Consider the following 15,938-nt stretch of genomic DNA (forward strand, 5'->3'; position numbering starts at 1 on the left):
ATTGTAAGGACTAATTAATATTTTTTACTGTATTTCCGCCGCGTTCAACAGCTTTTTGAAGAGCAAGATCTGCATTATGAATGACTTCATCAACATTTAGTTTATTTGTTGTGGATGCCACTCCGACAGATATAGTATATGTAGTTTGTTTAGTAACAACAGCAATCGGTTTACGTGCAATTTTAACTCGAAGTTTTTCAGCCCATATAAAAACATCTTTTGTAGTTGAGTTAAAGAAATAAACCGCAAAAACTTTCTCATCAAGTCTGCCGTAGATGTTTAACGGCGTCATTTCTTTGGCAATACTCTCTGAAATTGTTGAAAGAACTTTTGGAAATGGATTACCATCAAAAAGTGATTCCTGTTCAAGAAAATCATCAATCTTGATTAGGGCAAGAGCGCCGGGAATCTTTAATTGTTCAGATTTTATAAGATCAGAGCTTAGTCTTTCTTTAAATGTATCTGCATTCAATGCCCTTGTTTCAACATCAAAAGCCAGATAGCTTTGTAAAAGTTTTTGGGATGAGTATGAGTAAATGACGAACGAAATAATATTCAGTGCGCTTCGCAAAAACTGAACATCTGAATTTGTGAAAGCATTCTTTTTCAAACTTTCAAAACACAGCACTCCGTAATTCTGATCTTTATAAACCAGCGGCACTGCAAGAAAAGAACCGTCAAAACTTACATCCTCAACCTTGGAAAATCTTTTGAAAGTTCCATTTGATGTGTCATCAATCTTCACCGGAATACCTGTTACAATAGATTTACCCACAAGTGTTCCGGAAATTTCAATCGTAAGATTCTCACCAATATATTTTAATGAAGTGTTGTTAACTATTTTAATTGTCCTGAACTGCTTTTCAATCGGATCATAAAAAACAAATGCGAATGCGTCCCAGGGAATCAGCAAACTAACTGATTCATGCAAAGTCCTGATCAGATCTTCCTGACTTTCAAGTTTGTTATCAGGGCCGATTAGATTCAGCAAGGCCTTTAATCTCTGCTGTGAAACCGATTCATTATGTTTTTCCTCAAAGATAGTTATCAACATTGTAAGGACACGTACAAATCTTCCAAGTGCATAAATAGTTTCTATTCCAAATGCATCACCGACTTTTGAATCAACGGCAATTATTGCAATTAATGATTTTTCATAGAACAACGGAACACCAACAAAACTTCTTATACCTTGTGCTGAATCATAGTACCTTATAACATCCGCTTCTGCAGCGGGTGAAATATCGCTCAATAATTCTGGTTCACCCCTCTGAACTATCTTGCTGAGTATATCATCTTCCAGGTCAAATTTTCTGTTTGCTACTTCGGTTGATACAGATTTAAATCTTTCGATTGAAAGTTTTTCCTTATTCCTGTGATACCAGAAAAAGATTGCGGTATGAGCAGAGTAAGCTTCTTTGATAACGGTGAGCATTTTTTCAAGCACAAAACTAAATTGCCCGTTGTGACCCATTCCTGTTGGAAATGATTCGTTCGCTATTTCATCAAATCTCTCTTTAAGGTCAGGCGGCTTTAACGTTACTTTTGAAGGTCTGAATTCCGGTCTATAGTTATCAGCAGTTATAACATCAGGGTTCGTCTGACGCGAAATAATTTTAAAAGATTCATCAACAGGTGTTGGTTTGGATTCAAATCCATCTTCGGAAATATCATCCTCAAAATCTTTGTTGTTAAAATTATCTTCAAAACGGAGTGAGTCGCGAAGGAATATTATGAAAGCTATATATATCAGCAGCAAAGCAAGTGTAATCACCCTTATTACTGTATCGTCTGTAATAAAAAGGAAAATTGCTAAGACAGGAACAACTAAAAAAATGAGGATTCTTTTTTTCTGCCGGCGGTCCATATCCAGAAGTACGCTCACAGTTTAATAAATTTGTTGAGAAATATAGGTTTACGTTTTTTTAATAGCAAATAAACAAAAGCTATTAAAGTAATTCAATAAAATTTTTTATTAAGCCTGCTAAGAATTTCTTTTCTTCCATTCTTCTTAACGGCTGAGTATAAAAAAAGGTTTTCGTTGAATTGAAGTCCGGGTATCATCTCTGAAACTACCGACTTTGCTTTATTAAATTCGGATTGCTTTAGTTTATCGGATTTAGTAAGCACAACAATGCGATCACAGTTTACTGATAACAGATATTCATTAAGTTTTAGGTCAAGTTCAGTTGGTTTGTGACGGCTGTCTATCAAATGAAAAGCGAGTACAATTTTTTCTTCTGATTTGATAAAATCCTGAATTAACCTTCCCCAGTATTCTCTTTCTTTCTTACTTGTTTTGGCGTATCCGTAACCCGGAAGGTCAACTATAAAAAAATTATCATCGATAAGGTAGTAGTTAAGTGAACGTGTTTTACCAGGAGTTGAACTTATTTTTGCCAGATCTTTTCGATTGAACAGCGAGTTGATAAAAGAAGATTTCCCTACATTGGATCTTCCGCAAAGTATAACAACAGGATAATTATGTTTGGGTAATCCTTTAAGGTCAAATACTGATTGAATGAATTCCTGTTTGTCAAACATAAAACTGAATTAAGATGGTTGGATATTGTTCAAAATAAAAAACCCCGAATTCATCGGGGTTTGAATTTTTTCTTCAGAAAAGATTATTTCTCTTTTTTCTTTCGTTTCGGTTTGGCTTCGGTAGTTTCATCTACAACGACCGCATCCTCAATCTTTTCTTCTTTTTCTTTCTTTGATTCGGCTTTAGCTTTTCTCTTTTCCTTTTTCTCTTCAGCCTTTTCATTTATTACATCATTATAATCAACAAGCTCAATCAACGCCATTTCAGCAGCATCTCCAAGCCTGTTTCCTAGTTTAATGACGCGTGTATAACCACCGGGTCTGTCGCCGACTTTCTGAATTATTTCCGCAAAGAGTTCTTTTACAACTTCTTTATCATTCACAACGCTCATTATCTGACGTTTGGCATGGAGGTCGTTTTTCTTTGCTTTGGTAATCAAAGCCTCTACAAATCCTCTTGTCTCCTTTGCTTTTGCGAGTGTTGTTTTAATTCTTTTATGCTTTAAAAGAGAAGTAGCAAGTGAGTTCATCAATGCTGCACGATGGCTTGCGGTTCTTTTAAGCTTTCTTCCTTTTACTCTATGTCTCATTTAAAACCTTCGTCAAAAAAATTAGTGTGTTTCAGTTTCTTCTTTCAGGTATTTGTCAATATCCATTCCGAATTCCAGTCCAAGGCTTTCAACTATTTCCATAAGTTCTGCAAGTGATTTTCTTCCAAAATTCCTGAACTTCAACATCTCGGCTTCATCTCTTTTAACAAGCTCGGACAGATTCTTAATGTTAGCTGCTTTTAAGCAGTTGTGTGACCTGACACTTAATTCCAGATCATCAACACTTGTAAGAAGTATTTTTCTAACTCTTTCAGTCTCGCTGTCCTTCTGACTTACTGCCTGTTCTTCTTCCTGGTCAATATCAAAGTTGATAAATAACTGTATATGATCCCTGAGAATTTTTGCTGCCTGGGTTAATGCATCATCAGGTGTAATTGAACCATCTGTGCCGATTTCTATGGTAAGTTTTTCATAGTCATTCTTATCACCGATACGAACATTTTCAACTTCGTACTTAACGTTTTTAATCGGTGTGAAGATTGAATCAATTGGAATAACACCAATGGTCTGATCAGGCTGAACATTTTCCGCAGCAGGAATATAACCGGTTCCTTTGCCTACACGGACTTCTATATCAAGTTTAACATTTTTATTTATGGTTGCTATGTGAAGATCAGGATTCAGAATTTCAACTTCGTTGCTGTTCTTCTGAATATCTGCTGCTGTAAATTCACCGGCACCGTTGAATGAAATATCAATTTTATTCGGCTTTTTGCTTAGCAGTTTCATTCTAACCTGTTTAAGGTTAAGAATGATTTCAGCAACATCTTCAACTACACCATCAATTGTTGTGAACTCATGAAGCACACCGCTGAATTTAACTGATACAATTGCTGCACCGGGTAATGAGGAAAGCAGTACCCTGCGAAGAGAGTTTCCTAATGTTACACCATATCCTCTTTCAAGCGGCTGCAGAAAAAATCTACCAAATGTATTCGAATAACTTGCTTCATCAAGTACAACTGCTTCGGGCATCTTTAAATATGAAACGCTCATTTATTAATCCTCTAAAATTATTCTTAAAAAATTTTATTTTGAATAAAGCTCAACTACCAATTGTTCATTGGCATTTAGAGGAACATCAACTCTATCCGGCACCTGAAGAAAAGTTCCGGCAAGTGAGGCTTTATCAATTGAGAGCCACGAATACGTGCTGTCTTTAACTCTCTTTAGCGAGCTGTGAATTGCATCGAGCTTTTTACTTTTCTCTTTTATTTTAATTATATCACCGGCAGAGAGTAAAAATGAAGGAACATCAACTAATCTTTCATTCACAATAACATGACGATGTTTGATTAGCTGTCTTGCCTGTTTACGTGAAGATGCAAATCCAAGTCTGAAGACTACATTATCAAGTCTGCGTTCAAGGATTTGGATCAGGTTTTCACCGGTACGTCCTTTTTGTTTATTTGCTTTTTCAAAATAGTTTCTGAACTGTGTTTCCAGTAATCCGTATGATCTTTTTATTTTTTGTTTCTCTCTCAGCTGAATTCCATATTCAGAAACTTTTGATCTGCGGGATATTCCGTGCTGACCTGGAGGATAGTTCTTAGATTCAATCGGACATTTTTCAGTAAAGCATTTTTGTCCTTTCAAGAAAAGTTTTTGTTTTTCTCGTCTACATAATTTGCATACTGAATCTGTATATCTTGCCATTTAGTTAACTCTCCGTTAAAATTAAACTCTTCTTTTCTTGGGTGGTCTGCATCCGTTATGTGGTATTGGAGTAACATCTCTTATAGCGCTGATCTCCAAACCTGCAGTGTGTAATGCTCTGATAGCTGCTTCGCGACCTGAGCCCGGACCTTTGACAAATACTTCAACTTTTCTTAATCCAAGATCATATGCTTCTTTAGCTGCTGCTTCTGCTGAAACCTGAGCGGCAAATGGTGTGTTTTTTCTTGATCCTTTAAAACCATTTTTGCCTGCAGATGACCATGCAATTGTATTTCCATAAATATCAGTCAGCGTTACAATAACGTTATTGAACGTAGCTTTTACGTGTGCAACTCCGTTAGCATCAACGTGCGATTTCTTTTTTGCTTTCTTAACTACTTTAGCCAAGGGTTAAACCTCCAAGTTTTCAAACTTTATTTCTTAGTTGGTGTTTTTTTCTTTCCGGCAACTGTTTTTCTCTTACCTTTTCTTGTACGGGAATTGGTTCTTGTTCTTTGACCTCTTGCCGGTAAACCTCTTCTGTGTCTTATGCCGCGGTATGAACCAATATCCATCAATCTTTTAATATTCTGCTGAACTTCGGAACGAAGGGCTCCTTCAACCTTGTATTCAGCTGTCATAATCGCTCTGATCTGCGCAATTTCTTCATCATTAAGATCAGATACACGTTTGTCAGGATTTACTTTGGCTTTTTCAAGGATTGCTGCAGATACATGCTCACCAACACCAAAGATGTACTGCAGTCCGTAAAGGACTTTTTTATTTTTAGGTAAATCTACGCCAGCTATACGAGCCAATTCACTTCTCCTTAAATTTTAATTAACCTTGACGTTGCTTGTGTTTAGGGTTTTTGCAAATAACTTTAACAACACCCTTACGTTTTATCACTTTGCAATTATCACATATTTTTTTTACTGATGCTCTTACTTTCATACAAGCTCCGCTATTTATATCTGTAGGTGATCCTACCTTTTGTTAAGTCGTAAGGAGAAAGTTCAATAGAAACTTTATCTCCAACCAGAATTTTGATAAAGTGCATTCTCATTTTTCCTGAGATATGCGCCAGTATTTCATGCCCATTATCAAGCTTAACTTTAAAATGAGCATTTGGTAATGTTTCAGTTACAATGCCGTCAATTTTTATTGGACCTTGTTTTGCCATCAACAGACCGTAAGTATTTCAGGCTTACCGCCTGATATTAATATTGTATGTTCAAAATGTGCAGATGGAAAAGCATCTGCGGTTCTTACTGTCCATCCGTCCGAATCAGTTTTCACTTTTTCTTTACCGGCATTTACCATCGGTTCAATTGCCAGGGTCATTCCATTTTTTAATCTGCTTCCGGTTCCTCTTTTTCCGAAGTTCGGGATAGAGGGACTTTCGTGAAGGTATTTACCGACACCGTGTCCGCACAATTCCCTAACAACAGAGAACCCGTTCAATTCAACAAATTCCTGTATAGCAGCAGAAATATCATGAACCTTGTTGTCATTAACTGCGTTTTCAATTCCAACGTAGAGTGATTTTTCAGTAACATCCAGAAGCTTTTGTTTTTCTTCTGTTATTGGTCCTACTGCTACTGTAAGCGCAGCATCACCAAAATATCCGTTCTTTTCAACTCCAACATCGATTGAAATTATTTCACCACTTTTTAGAACTCTTTTTCCCGGTATACCGTGAACAACTTCATCCTCTACCGAAGTACAGAGAGCAGCAGGAAAATCAATTGAAGGACCACCTTGCGAGTATCCTTTGAATGCCGCTCTTGCATTGTTGCTGAGTATATAATCTTCGGCAATCTGATTTAGCTCCCCGGTAGTTACTCCGGGTCTTACATTACTTTTGACCAGTTGAAGTGTTTCTGCTACAATACGACAACTGGTTTTTATTAAATCAATTTCTTTCTGTGTCTTAATGTAAATCACAATTATCTGCGGGCTTTTATTTTACCGCTTTTCATAAAACCATCATAATGCCTCATCAACAGGTGTGATTCAATCTGCTGAAGAGTATCGAGTGCAACACCAACCATAATCAATAAACTTGTACCGCCAAAAAACTGTGCAAACTGACCTGAAACTCCCCACACAGAAACAAATGCAGGAAGTATCGCAATGATTGCAAGGAATATTGATCCCGGCAGTGTAATCTTTGTCAAAATATTATCAATAAACTCTGATGTTTGTTTACCCGGGCGAATTCCCGGAATGAATCCTCCCTGCTTCTTCATATTATCCGCAACATCTTTTGGATTGAATGCAATCGCTGTATAGAAGTAAGTGAAGAAGATAATCATCAATGCATATATGAACGAGTAAACCGGCGATGTATAAACAAAATAACTTGAAAGCGTCTGCAAAAATTCATTGTCAGGGAAGAAACCAAGAATCGTATTAGGTATAAACATAATCGATTGCGCAAAGATTATAGGCATCACACCAGCCGTATTCACTCTTAACGGAATATACTGGGTAACACCACCGTATACTTTTCTTCCGACAACTCTTTTTGCATACTGTACCGGAATTCTTCTTGTTCCCTGTGTTACAAGAACAACACCTGCTATTATAAAAACCATAAACACAACTATCACAACTTCAATAACAATACTGCGCAAACCACTTATGATAAGATTTATTTCATCCTGAATCGCAAATGGAAATCTTGCTATAATTCCAATAAAGATTATTAGTGAAATACCATTTCCAATTCCTTTATCTGTAATCTGTTCTCCAAGCCACATCATAAAGACGGTACCGGAGGTAAGTATCACTATAGTTGAGAATGTCCAGAAAAATCCCTGGACCGGTTCAGGAATTATTGGTAAACCCTGAACATTTAAATTCAATAATCTTACAGTTACACCCCATGCCTGCAATGCAGAGATAAGCACAGTACCGTAACGTGTAAGTTGAGTAATTTTCTTTCTTCCCTCTTCACCTTCCTGCTGAAGTTTTTGGAAGTACGGTATAACCGCACCAAACAACTGCAGAATAATTGAAGCGGAAATGTAAGGCATAATTCCTAATGCAAATATTGCAGCATTAGAAAAAGCCCCTCCGACAAAAAGATCGTACAATCCGAATAAACTGTTATCGGTTTGATTGCTCATACTTTGGGTTAACAAAGCAGGGTCAACACCGGGAATTGTAAGATGTGAACCGAGCCTTACAATAAAAAGTAACGCCAAAGTATAAAGTATCCTCTGGCGAAGCTCGTGAATCTTAAAAATATTTCTGAAGGTATCTGTAAGTTTTGCCATTGAATTCCAGATTAAATCGTTTTGATAGAGCCGCCTGCAGCTTCAACTTTTTCTTTTGCTGACTGGCTGAATGCATTTACTTCAACCTGAAATTTAGTTTTCAACTCACCGTTGCCTAATAACTTTACGGGTTTTTTTGAACTGGAAATTAATCCATACTTCTTCAGGAGTTCAGCATTTATAACTGCATCTGTAATTTTTTTATCTTCAGCCAGCTTTTGGAGTGAGCCAACATTTACCACTTGAGAGTAGACTTTAAATATATTTCTGAAACCGAATTTCGGAATTCTTCTCTGCAATGGCATTTGTCCGCCTTCAAACCATGCTTTATGTTTTGAACCGGAACGTGAAAGCTGACCATTCATTCCTTTTGTTGCAGTACCACCGTGACCGGAGCCTTCTCCGCGTCCAATTCTTTTAACTTTTTTTCTTGAGCCCGGTGCGTACTTTAGATTACTTAAAATATCCATCATAAATCCTAATTATTCTCTTTTAATTCCTCAACCTTAACAAGGTGAGTTACTTTTCTGATCATACCTCTAATCTGAGGAGAGTCATTATGAACTTTAAACCAGTTAGGTCTTCCTAAACCAAGCGCTTTTATTGTAAGCTTCTGATCATTTGGTCTGTCAATAATACTTCTTGTCTGTGTAACTTTTAACTTGATCATAACTTCCTCAATTAAGAATTGAACAATTCATTAACAGTCATCTTACGTTTGGTTGCCATCCTTCGGGCATCAATCTGACTTAATAATCCGTTAAGTGTTGCCTTAACCTGGTTGTGTGGGTTACTTGAACCAAGTGATTTGGTAAGGATATCCTGAACACCGGCTGCTTCAAGTACCGCACGTACTCCGCCGCCTGCTATCAATCCTGTACCAGGTGTTGCCGGTTTAAGAAGTACTCTGCCTGCACCAAACCTTCCAATAATTTCATGAGCAACTGTCCCTTTAATTACAGAGACGTAAACCAGGTTTTTCTTTGCGTCATCGATACCTTTCGAAATAGCATCGGTAACTTCATTGGCTTTTCCTAATCCAACTCCGACTGTTCCGTTTCCATCACCAACAACAACAATTGCATTAAAGCTAAATCTGCGTCCGCCTTTTACAACTTTTGCTACGCGATTAATATGAACAACTTTTTCTTTTAGTCCTTCTGTTTCGCTTGACTTTACTGTTTTCAAATTATTACTCCAGAAACTTCAAATTTTATTGTTAATGATTTTTTCAATTCAATCACTAAATTATTTAATTGAACCGGCATATAAACATTACTTGTTGCCGGGAGAGGATTCGAACCTCTACAGACGCCTCCAAAGGGCGTAGTCCTGCCATTAGACGACCCGGCAAGATTAGTTACTTCCATAACTAAAACTTCAGTCCTCCCTCACGTGCACCGTCAGCGAGTGCCTGGATACGACCATGATACCTGTATCCATTCCTGTCAAATACAACGGTTGCAATTTTCTTTTCAATGGCTTTTTGCGCAACTAATTTTCCAACTAATTTACATTTAGAAACTTTGCCTTTTGCATTTTTTAGTTCATCAGCAATTTCTTTGGATAATGATGAAGCTGCAACCAAAGTAACACCGGTTGAGTCATCAATTAGTTGAGCATATATATTGTCAAGACTTCTGTATACTGTAAGTCTCGGACACTCGGGTGTGCCGGAGATTTTTTTTCTGATTTTTGTTTTAGATCTTAATCTCAGATTTTTATCACGTTTAATCATAACTACTTCAACTCCAAAAATTATTTACCTGCAGTCTTACCGGCTTTTCTAACGATATGTTCGTGAGAATATTTAATTCCTTTACCTTTGTAAGGCTCAGGTTTTCTTATTGATCTTATTTTTGCTGCTACCAGACCAACTAACTGTTTATCAATGCCTGATATAACAATTTGAGTTTGTGTTGGTGCTTGCAGAGTAATTCCATCCGGAGGTGCAAAATATATCGGATGTGAATATCCAATGTTTATCAAAAGATTTTTTCCTTTAGCTTCAACTCTGTAACCAACGCCAATAATATCAAGAGTTTTGGAATACTCAGAGTTTACACCTGTAATCATATTCTGAATCAATGCTCTTGTTAATCCGTGAAGAGCTTTATTCTCTTTCAAATCATCCGGACGAGTTACATTTATCTCACTATCTTTTATTTCAATTCCAATATTTGGATGAAATGAATTGCTGAGTTCTCCTTTAGGACCTTTTACTTTAAGACTCAATCCGTTTTTAGTAACTGTAACTCCCTTTGGAATTGTTATTACTTTTTTACCTATTCTCGACACTTTAAAACTCCGATTTATATTTTACCAGATATAACAAACTACTTCACCGCCAACTGCTTCTCTGCGTGCTTCTTTGTCAGTCATAAGACCTTTGGAGGTGGATATTACAGCAATGCCTAATCCGTTCAGTACTCTCGGTAATTCAGTAGAATCTTTATAGATTCTTAAACCGGGTGTACTTATTCTTTTCAAACCGCTTATTGCAGGTTTGCCTTGTGAATACTTTAAATGAATTCTAAGAATGTTTTGTTTATTATCTTCAACAACAACATAATCATCAATAAAACTCTGGCGTTTAAGAATATCTGCAATTCCTTTTTTCATGTTTGAACTAGGAATTTCTACTCTCGGCTTCTTTGCTTTGCAAGCATTTCTAATTCTAGTTAATAAATCTGAAATTGGATCTGTAACCGGCATAAATCTCTCCTTCTACCAACTTGACTTTTTTAATCCGGGAATTTCACCGCGTAATGCCATCTCTCTCAGCACAAGCCTGGATATTCCAAATTTACGATAATACGAACGTGCTCTTCCTGTAAACATACACCTGTTTTTTAATCTAACTGGTGAAGCATCTTTCGGAAGTTTCTGCAAAGCATCGTAGTCACCTTTTTCTTTCAGTTCCTTACGAATCTTTTCAAATTTCTGTACGAGTTTACGCCTTTTTTCTTCTCTAGCTATAAGACTTTTTCTAGCCATTCATTCTCCTGCTTAGGCTGTTTTAATTTCTTTTTTTCTAAACGGAATACCAAACGCAAGTAATAGTTCGTATGCTTCGTTATCACTTGGTGCTGTTGTAACAAAAGTAATATCCATTCCCAAAACTTTTGTGATCTTATCAACATTAATTTCCGGGAAGATGATTTGTTCTTTAATACCGATTGTGTAATTGCCTCTTCCGTCAAATGATTTATCTGACAATCCACGGAAGTCACGCACACGCGGTAGAGCTATGTTTATTAATCGGTCAAGGAATTCATACATTCGCTCACGTCTCAAAGTAACCATCGCTCCGATATTAACACCTTCTCTTAATTTAAAATTAGAGATAGCTTTTTTTGCTTTTCTTATTGAAGCTTTTTGACCGGTGATTGTTTCAAGTTCTTTAACTGCTTCTTCAAGAATCTTCTGATCCGAAACCGCATCGCCAACACCCATGTTAACAACTATTTTATGGAGTCTCGGTACCTGCATAATAGTTTTGTAACTGAACTTTTTCATAAGTTCCGGAACTATTTCGCCTTTATAAATATCACCTAACCTTGAGGCGATTCTAATCTCTTTTTCAGTTGATCCTCCGGCAGACTTTTCACCTTTTTTAGGAGCTTTTGCCTTTGGTTCTGCAGTTTCTTTTTTATTTTTTTTCTCAGCCATTTTATCGTATAAACTTTAAGTATTAAATGAATTTATTATAACATTTCACCGCTGACACGACTTACGCGTGCTCTTCTTTTCTTGCCTGTTTTGTCATCAAGAATTATTTGTGAACCAACTCTCGTAGGTTCATTAGATTTTGGATCAAGAAGCATAACGTTTGAAGCATTTATCGGAGCTTCTTTTTCAATGATGCCGCCTTGAGGATTTTTCTGATTGGCTTTTGTATGACGCTTTCTCAGATTTATTCCCTCAACTATCACTCTTGAAACAGCCGGGAAAACTTTTAAAACTTTACCGGATTTTCCTTTATCATTTCCGGCGACTACAATCACATTATCATTTTTTCTGATTTTCATTTCTTTTCGATCCTTATAAAACTTCAGGTGCGAGTGATACAATTTTCATAAACTGTTTTTCTCTTAACTCTCTGGCTACCGGTCCGAAAATACGTGTACCTTTCGGTTCATTCTGCGGATTGATAAGCACAGCGGCATTTTCATCAAATCTTATATATGAACCATCTTTTCTTCTAACTTCTTTTTTAGTTCTTACAATTACCGCACGTGATACTTCACCTTTTTTAACAGTACCGTTTGGAATAGCAACCTTAACAGAAACAACAATTAAATCTCCGACGCTTGCATATTTTCTTCCGCTGCCGCCAAGTACTCTTATACAACGTACCTTTTTTGCACCGGAGTTATCTGCTACAACTAAATTGGTTTCTTCCTGAATCATTATTATAACTCCTTATTGACTACTTGGCTTTTTCAACAATTTCTACTAAACGCCATCTCTTCTTTAAACTCATCGGGCGTGTTTCCATAATCTTTACTTTATCGCCGATACTGCATTCATTTTTTTCATCGTGTGCAGTAAGCTTTGTAGTACTTTTGAAGTACTTCTTGTAAATAGGATGAGGAACTTTTCTTTCGATAGCAACGGTTATTGTTTTTTCCATTTTGTTGCTTACAACTACACCTATCCTGGTTTTTCTTAAAGCGCGTTGTTCCATGTTTAAGACTTAGCTCCTTCTGTATCTTTTACTGCAGATTTTTTTTCTGCAATTTCTCTTTCTCTTAGAATGGTTTTCATCCTGGAAATATCTTTTTTAACTAATCCAAGTTTTGATGTATTAGTTAACTGTTTTAATTCATGTGCAAATCTTAAGTCAATAAGATTCTTTTCTTCTTCTTCAATCCGTTTGCGAAGTTCATCGGATTTCATTTCTTTTATTTCATAAATTTTCATTTCAAATCCCTTGGGAATTAATCTAAATCAGGTCTTGCAACAACTTTTGTTTTAATCGGAAGTTTTGATGAACAAGTCATCAATGCTTCGTGCGCCAGTTCTCTTGATACACCTGAAACTTCAAACAAAACTCTGCCTGGTTTAACAACTGCAACCCAGAATTCAGGTGCGCCTTTACCTTTACCCATTCTGGTTTCAAGCGGCTTTTTAGAAACAGGTTTGTCAGGAAAAATTCTTATCCAGACTTTACCGTCTCTTTTCATTTTTCTTGATAGTGCAACACGACAAGCTTCAATCTGTCTTCCGGTTATCCAGTGTGGTTCAAGTGCTTTTAATCCGTAATCACCGAATGATATTGAACTGCCGCGATAAGCTTTGCCAGCCATACGTCCGCGTTGTGATTTTCTAAACTTTACTCTTTTGGGCATCAACATGGTTTAATATCTCCGGGTAATTATTCTGTAACTCTTTTTCCTAATACTTCACCGTTGCAGATCCAAACTTTTATTCCAATGGAACCATAAATTGTTTCTGCTCTACCGTTTGCATAATCAATTTGCGCACGGAGTGTATGCAGTGGAATTCTTCCTTCTTTATACTGTTCTGTCCTGGCCATTTCAGCACCGCCTAATCTGCCTGCACACATAATTCTTATACCTTCTGCACCCATTCTCATCGCTGCAGTGATAGCCATTTTCATTGCTCTTCTGAATGAAACTCTTCCCTGCAATTGATTGGCAATATTTTCTGCTACAAGATATGCATCAAGTTCAGGACGTTTAATTTCCGAAATCTGAACTTTAACATCTTTATCAGTAACTGATTTTAATTCCTGTTCAAGCTGTGTAATTTCTTTTCCGCTTTTTCCAATCACAACACCGGGTCTTGATGTATGAATGGTTAGAATAATATTTTTTGAGGTTCTGTCGATAACAATTCTGGAAATTCCTGCTTTCTTTAACCTGCTTCTGATGTAAGCTCTAAGTTTATCATCTTCTTTCAGCTTACCTGAATAACTTTTATTTTCGTACCAATTAGAGTCCCAACCTCTTATCACTCCGACTCTTAATCCAACAGGGTTTGTTTTCTGGCCCAAAAAATATCCTCCTACTAATTAGCTTTTGTAGCTACAACTATGGTTAAGTGGCAGCTTCTTTTTCTTATTCTGTATGCTCGGCCCATTGGTGCAGCCGAAATTCTTTTTAATGTGGGACCCTGGTTTACAAAAACTTCCTTAACCAGTAAATCAGATGGTTCCATCCTGGTTGCGTCATCTCTGTTCATAAGGTTTGCAACCGCTGATCTTAAAACTTTTTCTGCAGTTTTTGATGCATGTTTTGGCGAGAAGTGCAAAATCTCCATGGCTTTATCAACTGAAACACCACGTATAAGATCAATAATCAATCTCATTTTTCTTGGTGATGAACCTATATATCTATGTACAGCTCTTGCTTCCATTTTTTCGAATCCCTATTAAATTATTTTGCTTTAGTAGCCTTCTCAGCCTTTGTTCCAGGATGTCCTCTGAAAATACGTGTAGGTGCAAATTCACCTAACTTATGACCGACCATGTTCTCGGTAATGTAAACCGGAATCATTTTGTTGCCGTTATGAACCGCAATTGTGTGTCCTACAAAATCAGGAATTATTGTAGATGCGCGAGACCATGTTTTTATGATCTTTTTCTGATTGGTTTCATTCAGCTTAGTAATTTTACCTGCCAATTTATGATCGATGAAAGGACCTTTTTTAACTGACCTGGGCATATTCTACTCTACTTCTTACGTCTTTTAATGATAAATTTATTTGATTCTTTTTTACGCTTCCTAGTTTTCAAACCTTTAGCAGCCTGACCCCATGGTGAAACAGGATGACCGCCGCCGGATGTTTTACCTTCACCACCACCCATCGGGTGATCAACGGGATTCATTGCAACACCGCGGACGTGAGGTCTTTTGCCTAACCAGCGTGAACGTCCAGCTTTTCCAAGACTTATATTTTCCTGTTCAGCGTTACCTACAACACCGTAAGTTGCCATACAATCAAGGCGAACCATTCTAACTTCACCTGATGGCATTTTTAACTGAGCAAAATTTCCTTCCTTTGCCATAAGCTGTAGTGCAGCACCGGCACTTCTTCCAAGCTGTCCGCCTTTACCTGGTTTCAGTTCAACATTATGAACGAAACTGCCAAGCGGCATTTCTTTTAGCGGAAGCGCGTTTCCAACAACAATGTCGCTGCCGGTACCGGAAAGAACTTTACTTCCAACCTTTAAACCTTCCGGTGCAAGGATATATCTTTTTTCACCATCGGCATAATGCAGAAGTGCAATACGGCATGTTCTGTTCGGATCATATTCTATTGAAAATACAGTAGCAGGTATACCGGATTTATCACGTTTAAAATCTACAATTCTGTATCTTCTTTTATGACCGCCGCCGATAAATCTTGTTGTTATTCTTCCAAGATTATTTCTTCCGCCGGATTTTTTTAATGCAACGGTTAAAGATTTTTCCGGTGTTGTTTTTGTTACTTCTTCAAAAGTAGCATTTGATCTGAATCTTGTACCGGGCGTAACTGGTTTTAGTTTATTTATTCCCATTAAATCGTCCTAATAAAAACCTAAACTTGCTCGAATAATTCTATTGTTTCACCAGCTTTTAAAGTGATGATTGCTTTTTTAAATTTTGATGTTTTCCCCTCAAACTTTCCGCTTTTCCTAAATTGTGATTTAGTTTTTCCCGGATGATTGATGGTTCTGACATTGACAACATGTACATTAAATTTCTGTTCAATAGCTCTCGCTATCTGAATTTTATTAGCATCAGGGTTAACGAGAAATCCGTAAATACCTTTGTCAGCTGTAAGATTAGTAATCTTTTCTGTAATCAATGGTTTAATAAGTGTCTGATGCATA

The 15,938-nt window shown here is 36.9% G+C and carries 29 protein-coding genes and 1 tRNA gene; all 30 read right to left on the reverse strand.

Annotation, left to right across the window (positions count from 1 at the left end; genetic code table 11):
* Positions 1 to 10 precede the first annotated feature (10 nt).
* Positions 11 to 1,867, reverse strand: coding sequence for a GAF domain-containing protein (locus IPM56_11875; GenBank protein ID QQS34957.1), 1,857 nt, complete (start codon positions 1,865 to 1,867; stop codon positions 11 to 13).
* A 92-nt stretch (positions 1,868 to 1,959) separates the two neighbouring features.
* Positions 1,960 to 2,544: a YihA family ribosome biogenesis GTP-binding protein gene (locus IPM56_11880; GenBank protein QQS34958.1), complete on the reverse strand. Its 585-nt coding sequence runs from the start codon at positions 2,542 to 2,544 to the stop codon at positions 1,960 to 1,962.
* An 83-nt stretch (positions 2,545 to 2,627) separates the two neighbouring features.
* Positions 2,628 to 3,134 carry a 50S ribosomal protein L17 gene (gene rplQ, locus IPM56_11885; GenBank protein QQS34959.1) on the reverse strand — a complete coding sequence of 169 codons (507 nt, stop codon included), beginning with the start codon at positions 3,132 to 3,134 and terminating at the stop codon, positions 2,628 to 2,630.
* 21 nt (positions 3,135 to 3,155) lie between these two features.
* Positions 3,156 to 4,151, reverse strand: a complete 996-nt coding sequence (locus IPM56_11890) for a DNA-directed RNA polymerase subunit alpha (protein ID QQS34960.1) — start codon at positions 4,149 to 4,151, stop codon at positions 3,156 to 3,158.
* A gap of 33 nt (positions 4,152 to 4,184) precedes the next feature.
* Entirely contained in the window at positions 4,185 to 4,811 is a 627-nt protein-coding gene (gene rpsD, locus IPM56_11895; GenBank protein ID QQS34961.1) for a 30S ribosomal protein S4, read from the reverse strand.
* A 21-nt stretch (positions 4,812 to 4,832) separates the two neighbouring features.
* The gene (gene rpsK, locus IPM56_11900) at positions 4,833 to 5,219 is read right to left on the reverse strand and encodes a 30S ribosomal protein S11 (protein QQS34962.1); all 387 of its coding nucleotides are present in this window, start codon (positions 5,217 to 5,219) and stop codon (positions 4,833 to 4,835) included.
* Between the two features lie 26 nt (positions 5,220 to 5,245).
* Positions 5,246 to 5,629, reverse strand: a complete 384-nt coding sequence (gene rpsM, locus IPM56_11905; protein QQS34963.1) for a 30S ribosomal protein S13 — start codon at positions 5,627 to 5,629, stop codon at positions 5,246 to 5,248.
* A gap of 22 nt (positions 5,630 to 5,651) precedes the next feature.
* Positions 5,652 to 5,765 carry a 50S ribosomal protein L36 gene (gene rpmJ / locus IPM56_11910; protein ID QQS34964.1) on the reverse strand — a complete coding sequence of 38 codons (114 nt, stop codon included), beginning with the start codon at positions 5,763 to 5,765 and terminating at the stop codon, positions 5,652 to 5,654.
* A 10-nt stretch (positions 5,766 to 5,775) separates the two neighbouring features.
* Positions 5,776 to 5,994 carry a translation initiation factor IF-1 gene (infA, locus tag IPM56_11915; GenBank protein QQS34965.1) on the reverse strand — a complete coding sequence of 73 codons (219 nt, stop codon included), beginning with the start codon at positions 5,992 to 5,994 and terminating at the stop codon, positions 5,776 to 5,778.
* On the reverse strand, positions 5,994 to 6,758 hold the full coding sequence (gene map, locus IPM56_11920) for a type I methionyl aminopeptidase (GenBank protein QQS34966.1): 765 nt from the start codon (positions 6,756 to 6,758) through the stop codon (positions 5,994 to 5,996). Before map ends, infA begins: the two co-directional genes overlap by 1 nt.
* Positions 6,759 to 6,760: 2 nt before the next feature.
* On the reverse strand, positions 6,761 to 8,095 hold the full coding sequence (gene secY, locus IPM56_11925; protein QQS34967.1) for a preprotein translocase subunit SecY: 1,335 nt from the start codon (positions 8,093 to 8,095) through the stop codon (positions 6,761 to 6,763).
* Positions 8,096 to 8,106: 11 nt separating this feature from the next.
* Positions 8,107 to 8,565, reverse strand: coding sequence for a 50S ribosomal protein L15 (rplO, locus tag IPM56_11930; protein QQS38291.1), 459 nt, complete (start codon positions 8,563 to 8,565; stop codon positions 8,107 to 8,109).
* A gap of 8 nt (positions 8,566 to 8,573) precedes the next feature.
* Positions 8,574 to 8,765 (reverse strand): 50S ribosomal protein L30, encoded by a 192-nt coding sequence (rpmD, locus tag IPM56_11935; GenBank protein QQS34968.1) that lies wholly within the window; start codon positions 8,763 to 8,765, stop codon positions 8,574 to 8,576.
* 11 nt (positions 8,766 to 8,776) lie between these two features.
* Entirely contained in the window at positions 8,777 to 9,283 is a 507-nt protein-coding gene (gene rpsE, locus IPM56_11940) for a 30S ribosomal protein S5 (GenBank protein QQS34969.1), read from the reverse strand.
* Positions 9,284 to 9,377: 94 nt separating this feature from the next.
* Positions 9,378 to 9,448: transfer RNA gene (locus IPM56_11945), tRNA-Gln, on the reverse strand.
* Positions 9,449 to 9,467: 19 nt separating this feature from the next.
* Complete coding sequence (gene rplR / locus IPM56_11950; GenBank protein ID QQS34970.1) at positions 9,468 to 9,833, reverse strand: 50S ribosomal protein L18; 366 nt, start codon at positions 9,831 to 9,833, stop codon at positions 9,468 to 9,470.
* A gap of 20 nt (positions 9,834 to 9,853) precedes the next feature.
* Complete coding sequence (rplF, locus tag IPM56_11955) at positions 9,854 to 10,393, reverse strand: 50S ribosomal protein L6 (protein ID QQS34971.1); 540 nt, start codon at positions 10,391 to 10,393, stop codon at positions 9,854 to 9,856.
* A gap of 21 nt (positions 10,394 to 10,414) precedes the next feature.
* A complete protein-coding gene (gene rpsH, locus IPM56_11960; protein ID QQS34972.1) occupies positions 10,415 to 10,810 on the reverse strand; it encodes a 30S ribosomal protein S8 in 396 nt (131 codons plus the stop codon).
* 12 nt (positions 10,811 to 10,822) lie between these two features.
* Positions 10,823 to 11,092, reverse strand: coding sequence for a 30S ribosomal protein S14 (gene rpsN, locus IPM56_11965; protein ID QQS34973.1), 270 nt, complete (start codon positions 11,090 to 11,092; stop codon positions 10,823 to 10,825).
* A gap of 12 nt (positions 11,093 to 11,104) precedes the next feature.
* A complete protein-coding gene (gene rplE / locus IPM56_11970) occupies positions 11,105 to 11,767 on the reverse strand; it encodes a 50S ribosomal protein L5 (protein ID QQS34974.1) in 663 nt (220 codons plus the stop codon).
* Between the two features lie 35 nt (positions 11,768 to 11,802).
* Positions 11,803 to 12,126 (reverse strand): 50S ribosomal protein L24, encoded by a 324-nt coding sequence (rplX, locus tag IPM56_11975; protein QQS34975.1) that lies wholly within the window; start codon positions 12,124 to 12,126, stop codon positions 11,803 to 11,805.
* Between the two features lie 13 nt (positions 12,127 to 12,139).
* The gene (gene rplN, locus IPM56_11980) at positions 12,140 to 12,508 is read right to left on the reverse strand and encodes a 50S ribosomal protein L14 (GenBank protein QQS34976.1); all 369 of its coding nucleotides are present in this window, start codon (positions 12,506 to 12,508) and stop codon (positions 12,140 to 12,142) included.
* Positions 12,509 to 12,527: 19 nt separating this feature from the next.
* Positions 12,528 to 12,785: a 30S ribosomal protein S17 gene (gene rpsQ / locus IPM56_11985; protein QQS34977.1), complete on the reverse strand. Its 258-nt coding sequence runs from the start codon at positions 12,783 to 12,785 to the stop codon at positions 12,528 to 12,530.
* 2 nt (positions 12,786 to 12,787) lie between these two features.
* Positions 12,788 to 13,021 (reverse strand): 50S ribosomal protein L29, encoded by a 234-nt coding sequence (rpmC, locus tag IPM56_11990; GenBank protein ID QQS34978.1) that lies wholly within the window; start codon positions 13,019 to 13,021, stop codon positions 12,788 to 12,790.
* Between the two features lie 17 nt (positions 13,022 to 13,038).
* On the reverse strand, positions 13,039 to 13,455 hold the full coding sequence (rplP, locus tag IPM56_11995) for a 50S ribosomal protein L16 (protein QQS34979.1): 417 nt from the start codon (positions 13,453 to 13,455) through the stop codon (positions 13,039 to 13,041).
* Between the two features lie 20 nt (positions 13,456 to 13,475).
* The gene (gene rpsC / locus IPM56_12000; protein QQS34980.1) at positions 13,476 to 14,117 is read right to left on the reverse strand and encodes a 30S ribosomal protein S3; all 642 of its coding nucleotides are present in this window, start codon (positions 14,115 to 14,117) and stop codon (positions 13,476 to 13,478) included.
* Between the two features lie 14 nt (positions 14,118 to 14,131).
* The gene (gene rplV, locus IPM56_12005) at positions 14,132 to 14,479 is read right to left on the reverse strand and encodes a 50S ribosomal protein L22 (protein ID QQS34981.1); all 348 of its coding nucleotides are present in this window, start codon (positions 14,477 to 14,479) and stop codon (positions 14,132 to 14,134) included.
* A gap of 20 nt (positions 14,480 to 14,499) precedes the next feature.
* A complete protein-coding gene (rpsS, locus tag IPM56_12010) occupies positions 14,500 to 14,787 on the reverse strand; it encodes a 30S ribosomal protein S19 (protein QQS34982.1) in 288 nt (95 codons plus the stop codon).
* Positions 14,788 to 14,795: 8 nt separating this feature from the next.
* The gene (rplB, locus tag IPM56_12015) at positions 14,796 to 15,623 is read right to left on the reverse strand and encodes a 50S ribosomal protein L2 (protein ID QQS34983.1); all 828 of its coding nucleotides are present in this window, start codon (positions 15,621 to 15,623) and stop codon (positions 14,796 to 14,798) included.
* Between the two features lie 20 nt (positions 15,624 to 15,643).
* Positions 15,644 to 15,937 carry a 50S ribosomal protein L23 gene (gene rplW / locus IPM56_12020; GenBank protein QQS34984.1) on the reverse strand — a complete coding sequence of 98 codons (294 nt, stop codon included), beginning with the start codon at positions 15,935 to 15,937 and terminating at the stop codon, positions 15,644 to 15,646.
* Position 15,938: the final 1 nt, after the last annotated feature.

Source organism: Ignavibacteriales bacterium (assembly GCA_016700155.1).
Taxonomy (GTDB): Bacteria; Bacteroidota; Ignavibacteria; order Ignavibacteriales; family Ignavibacteriaceae.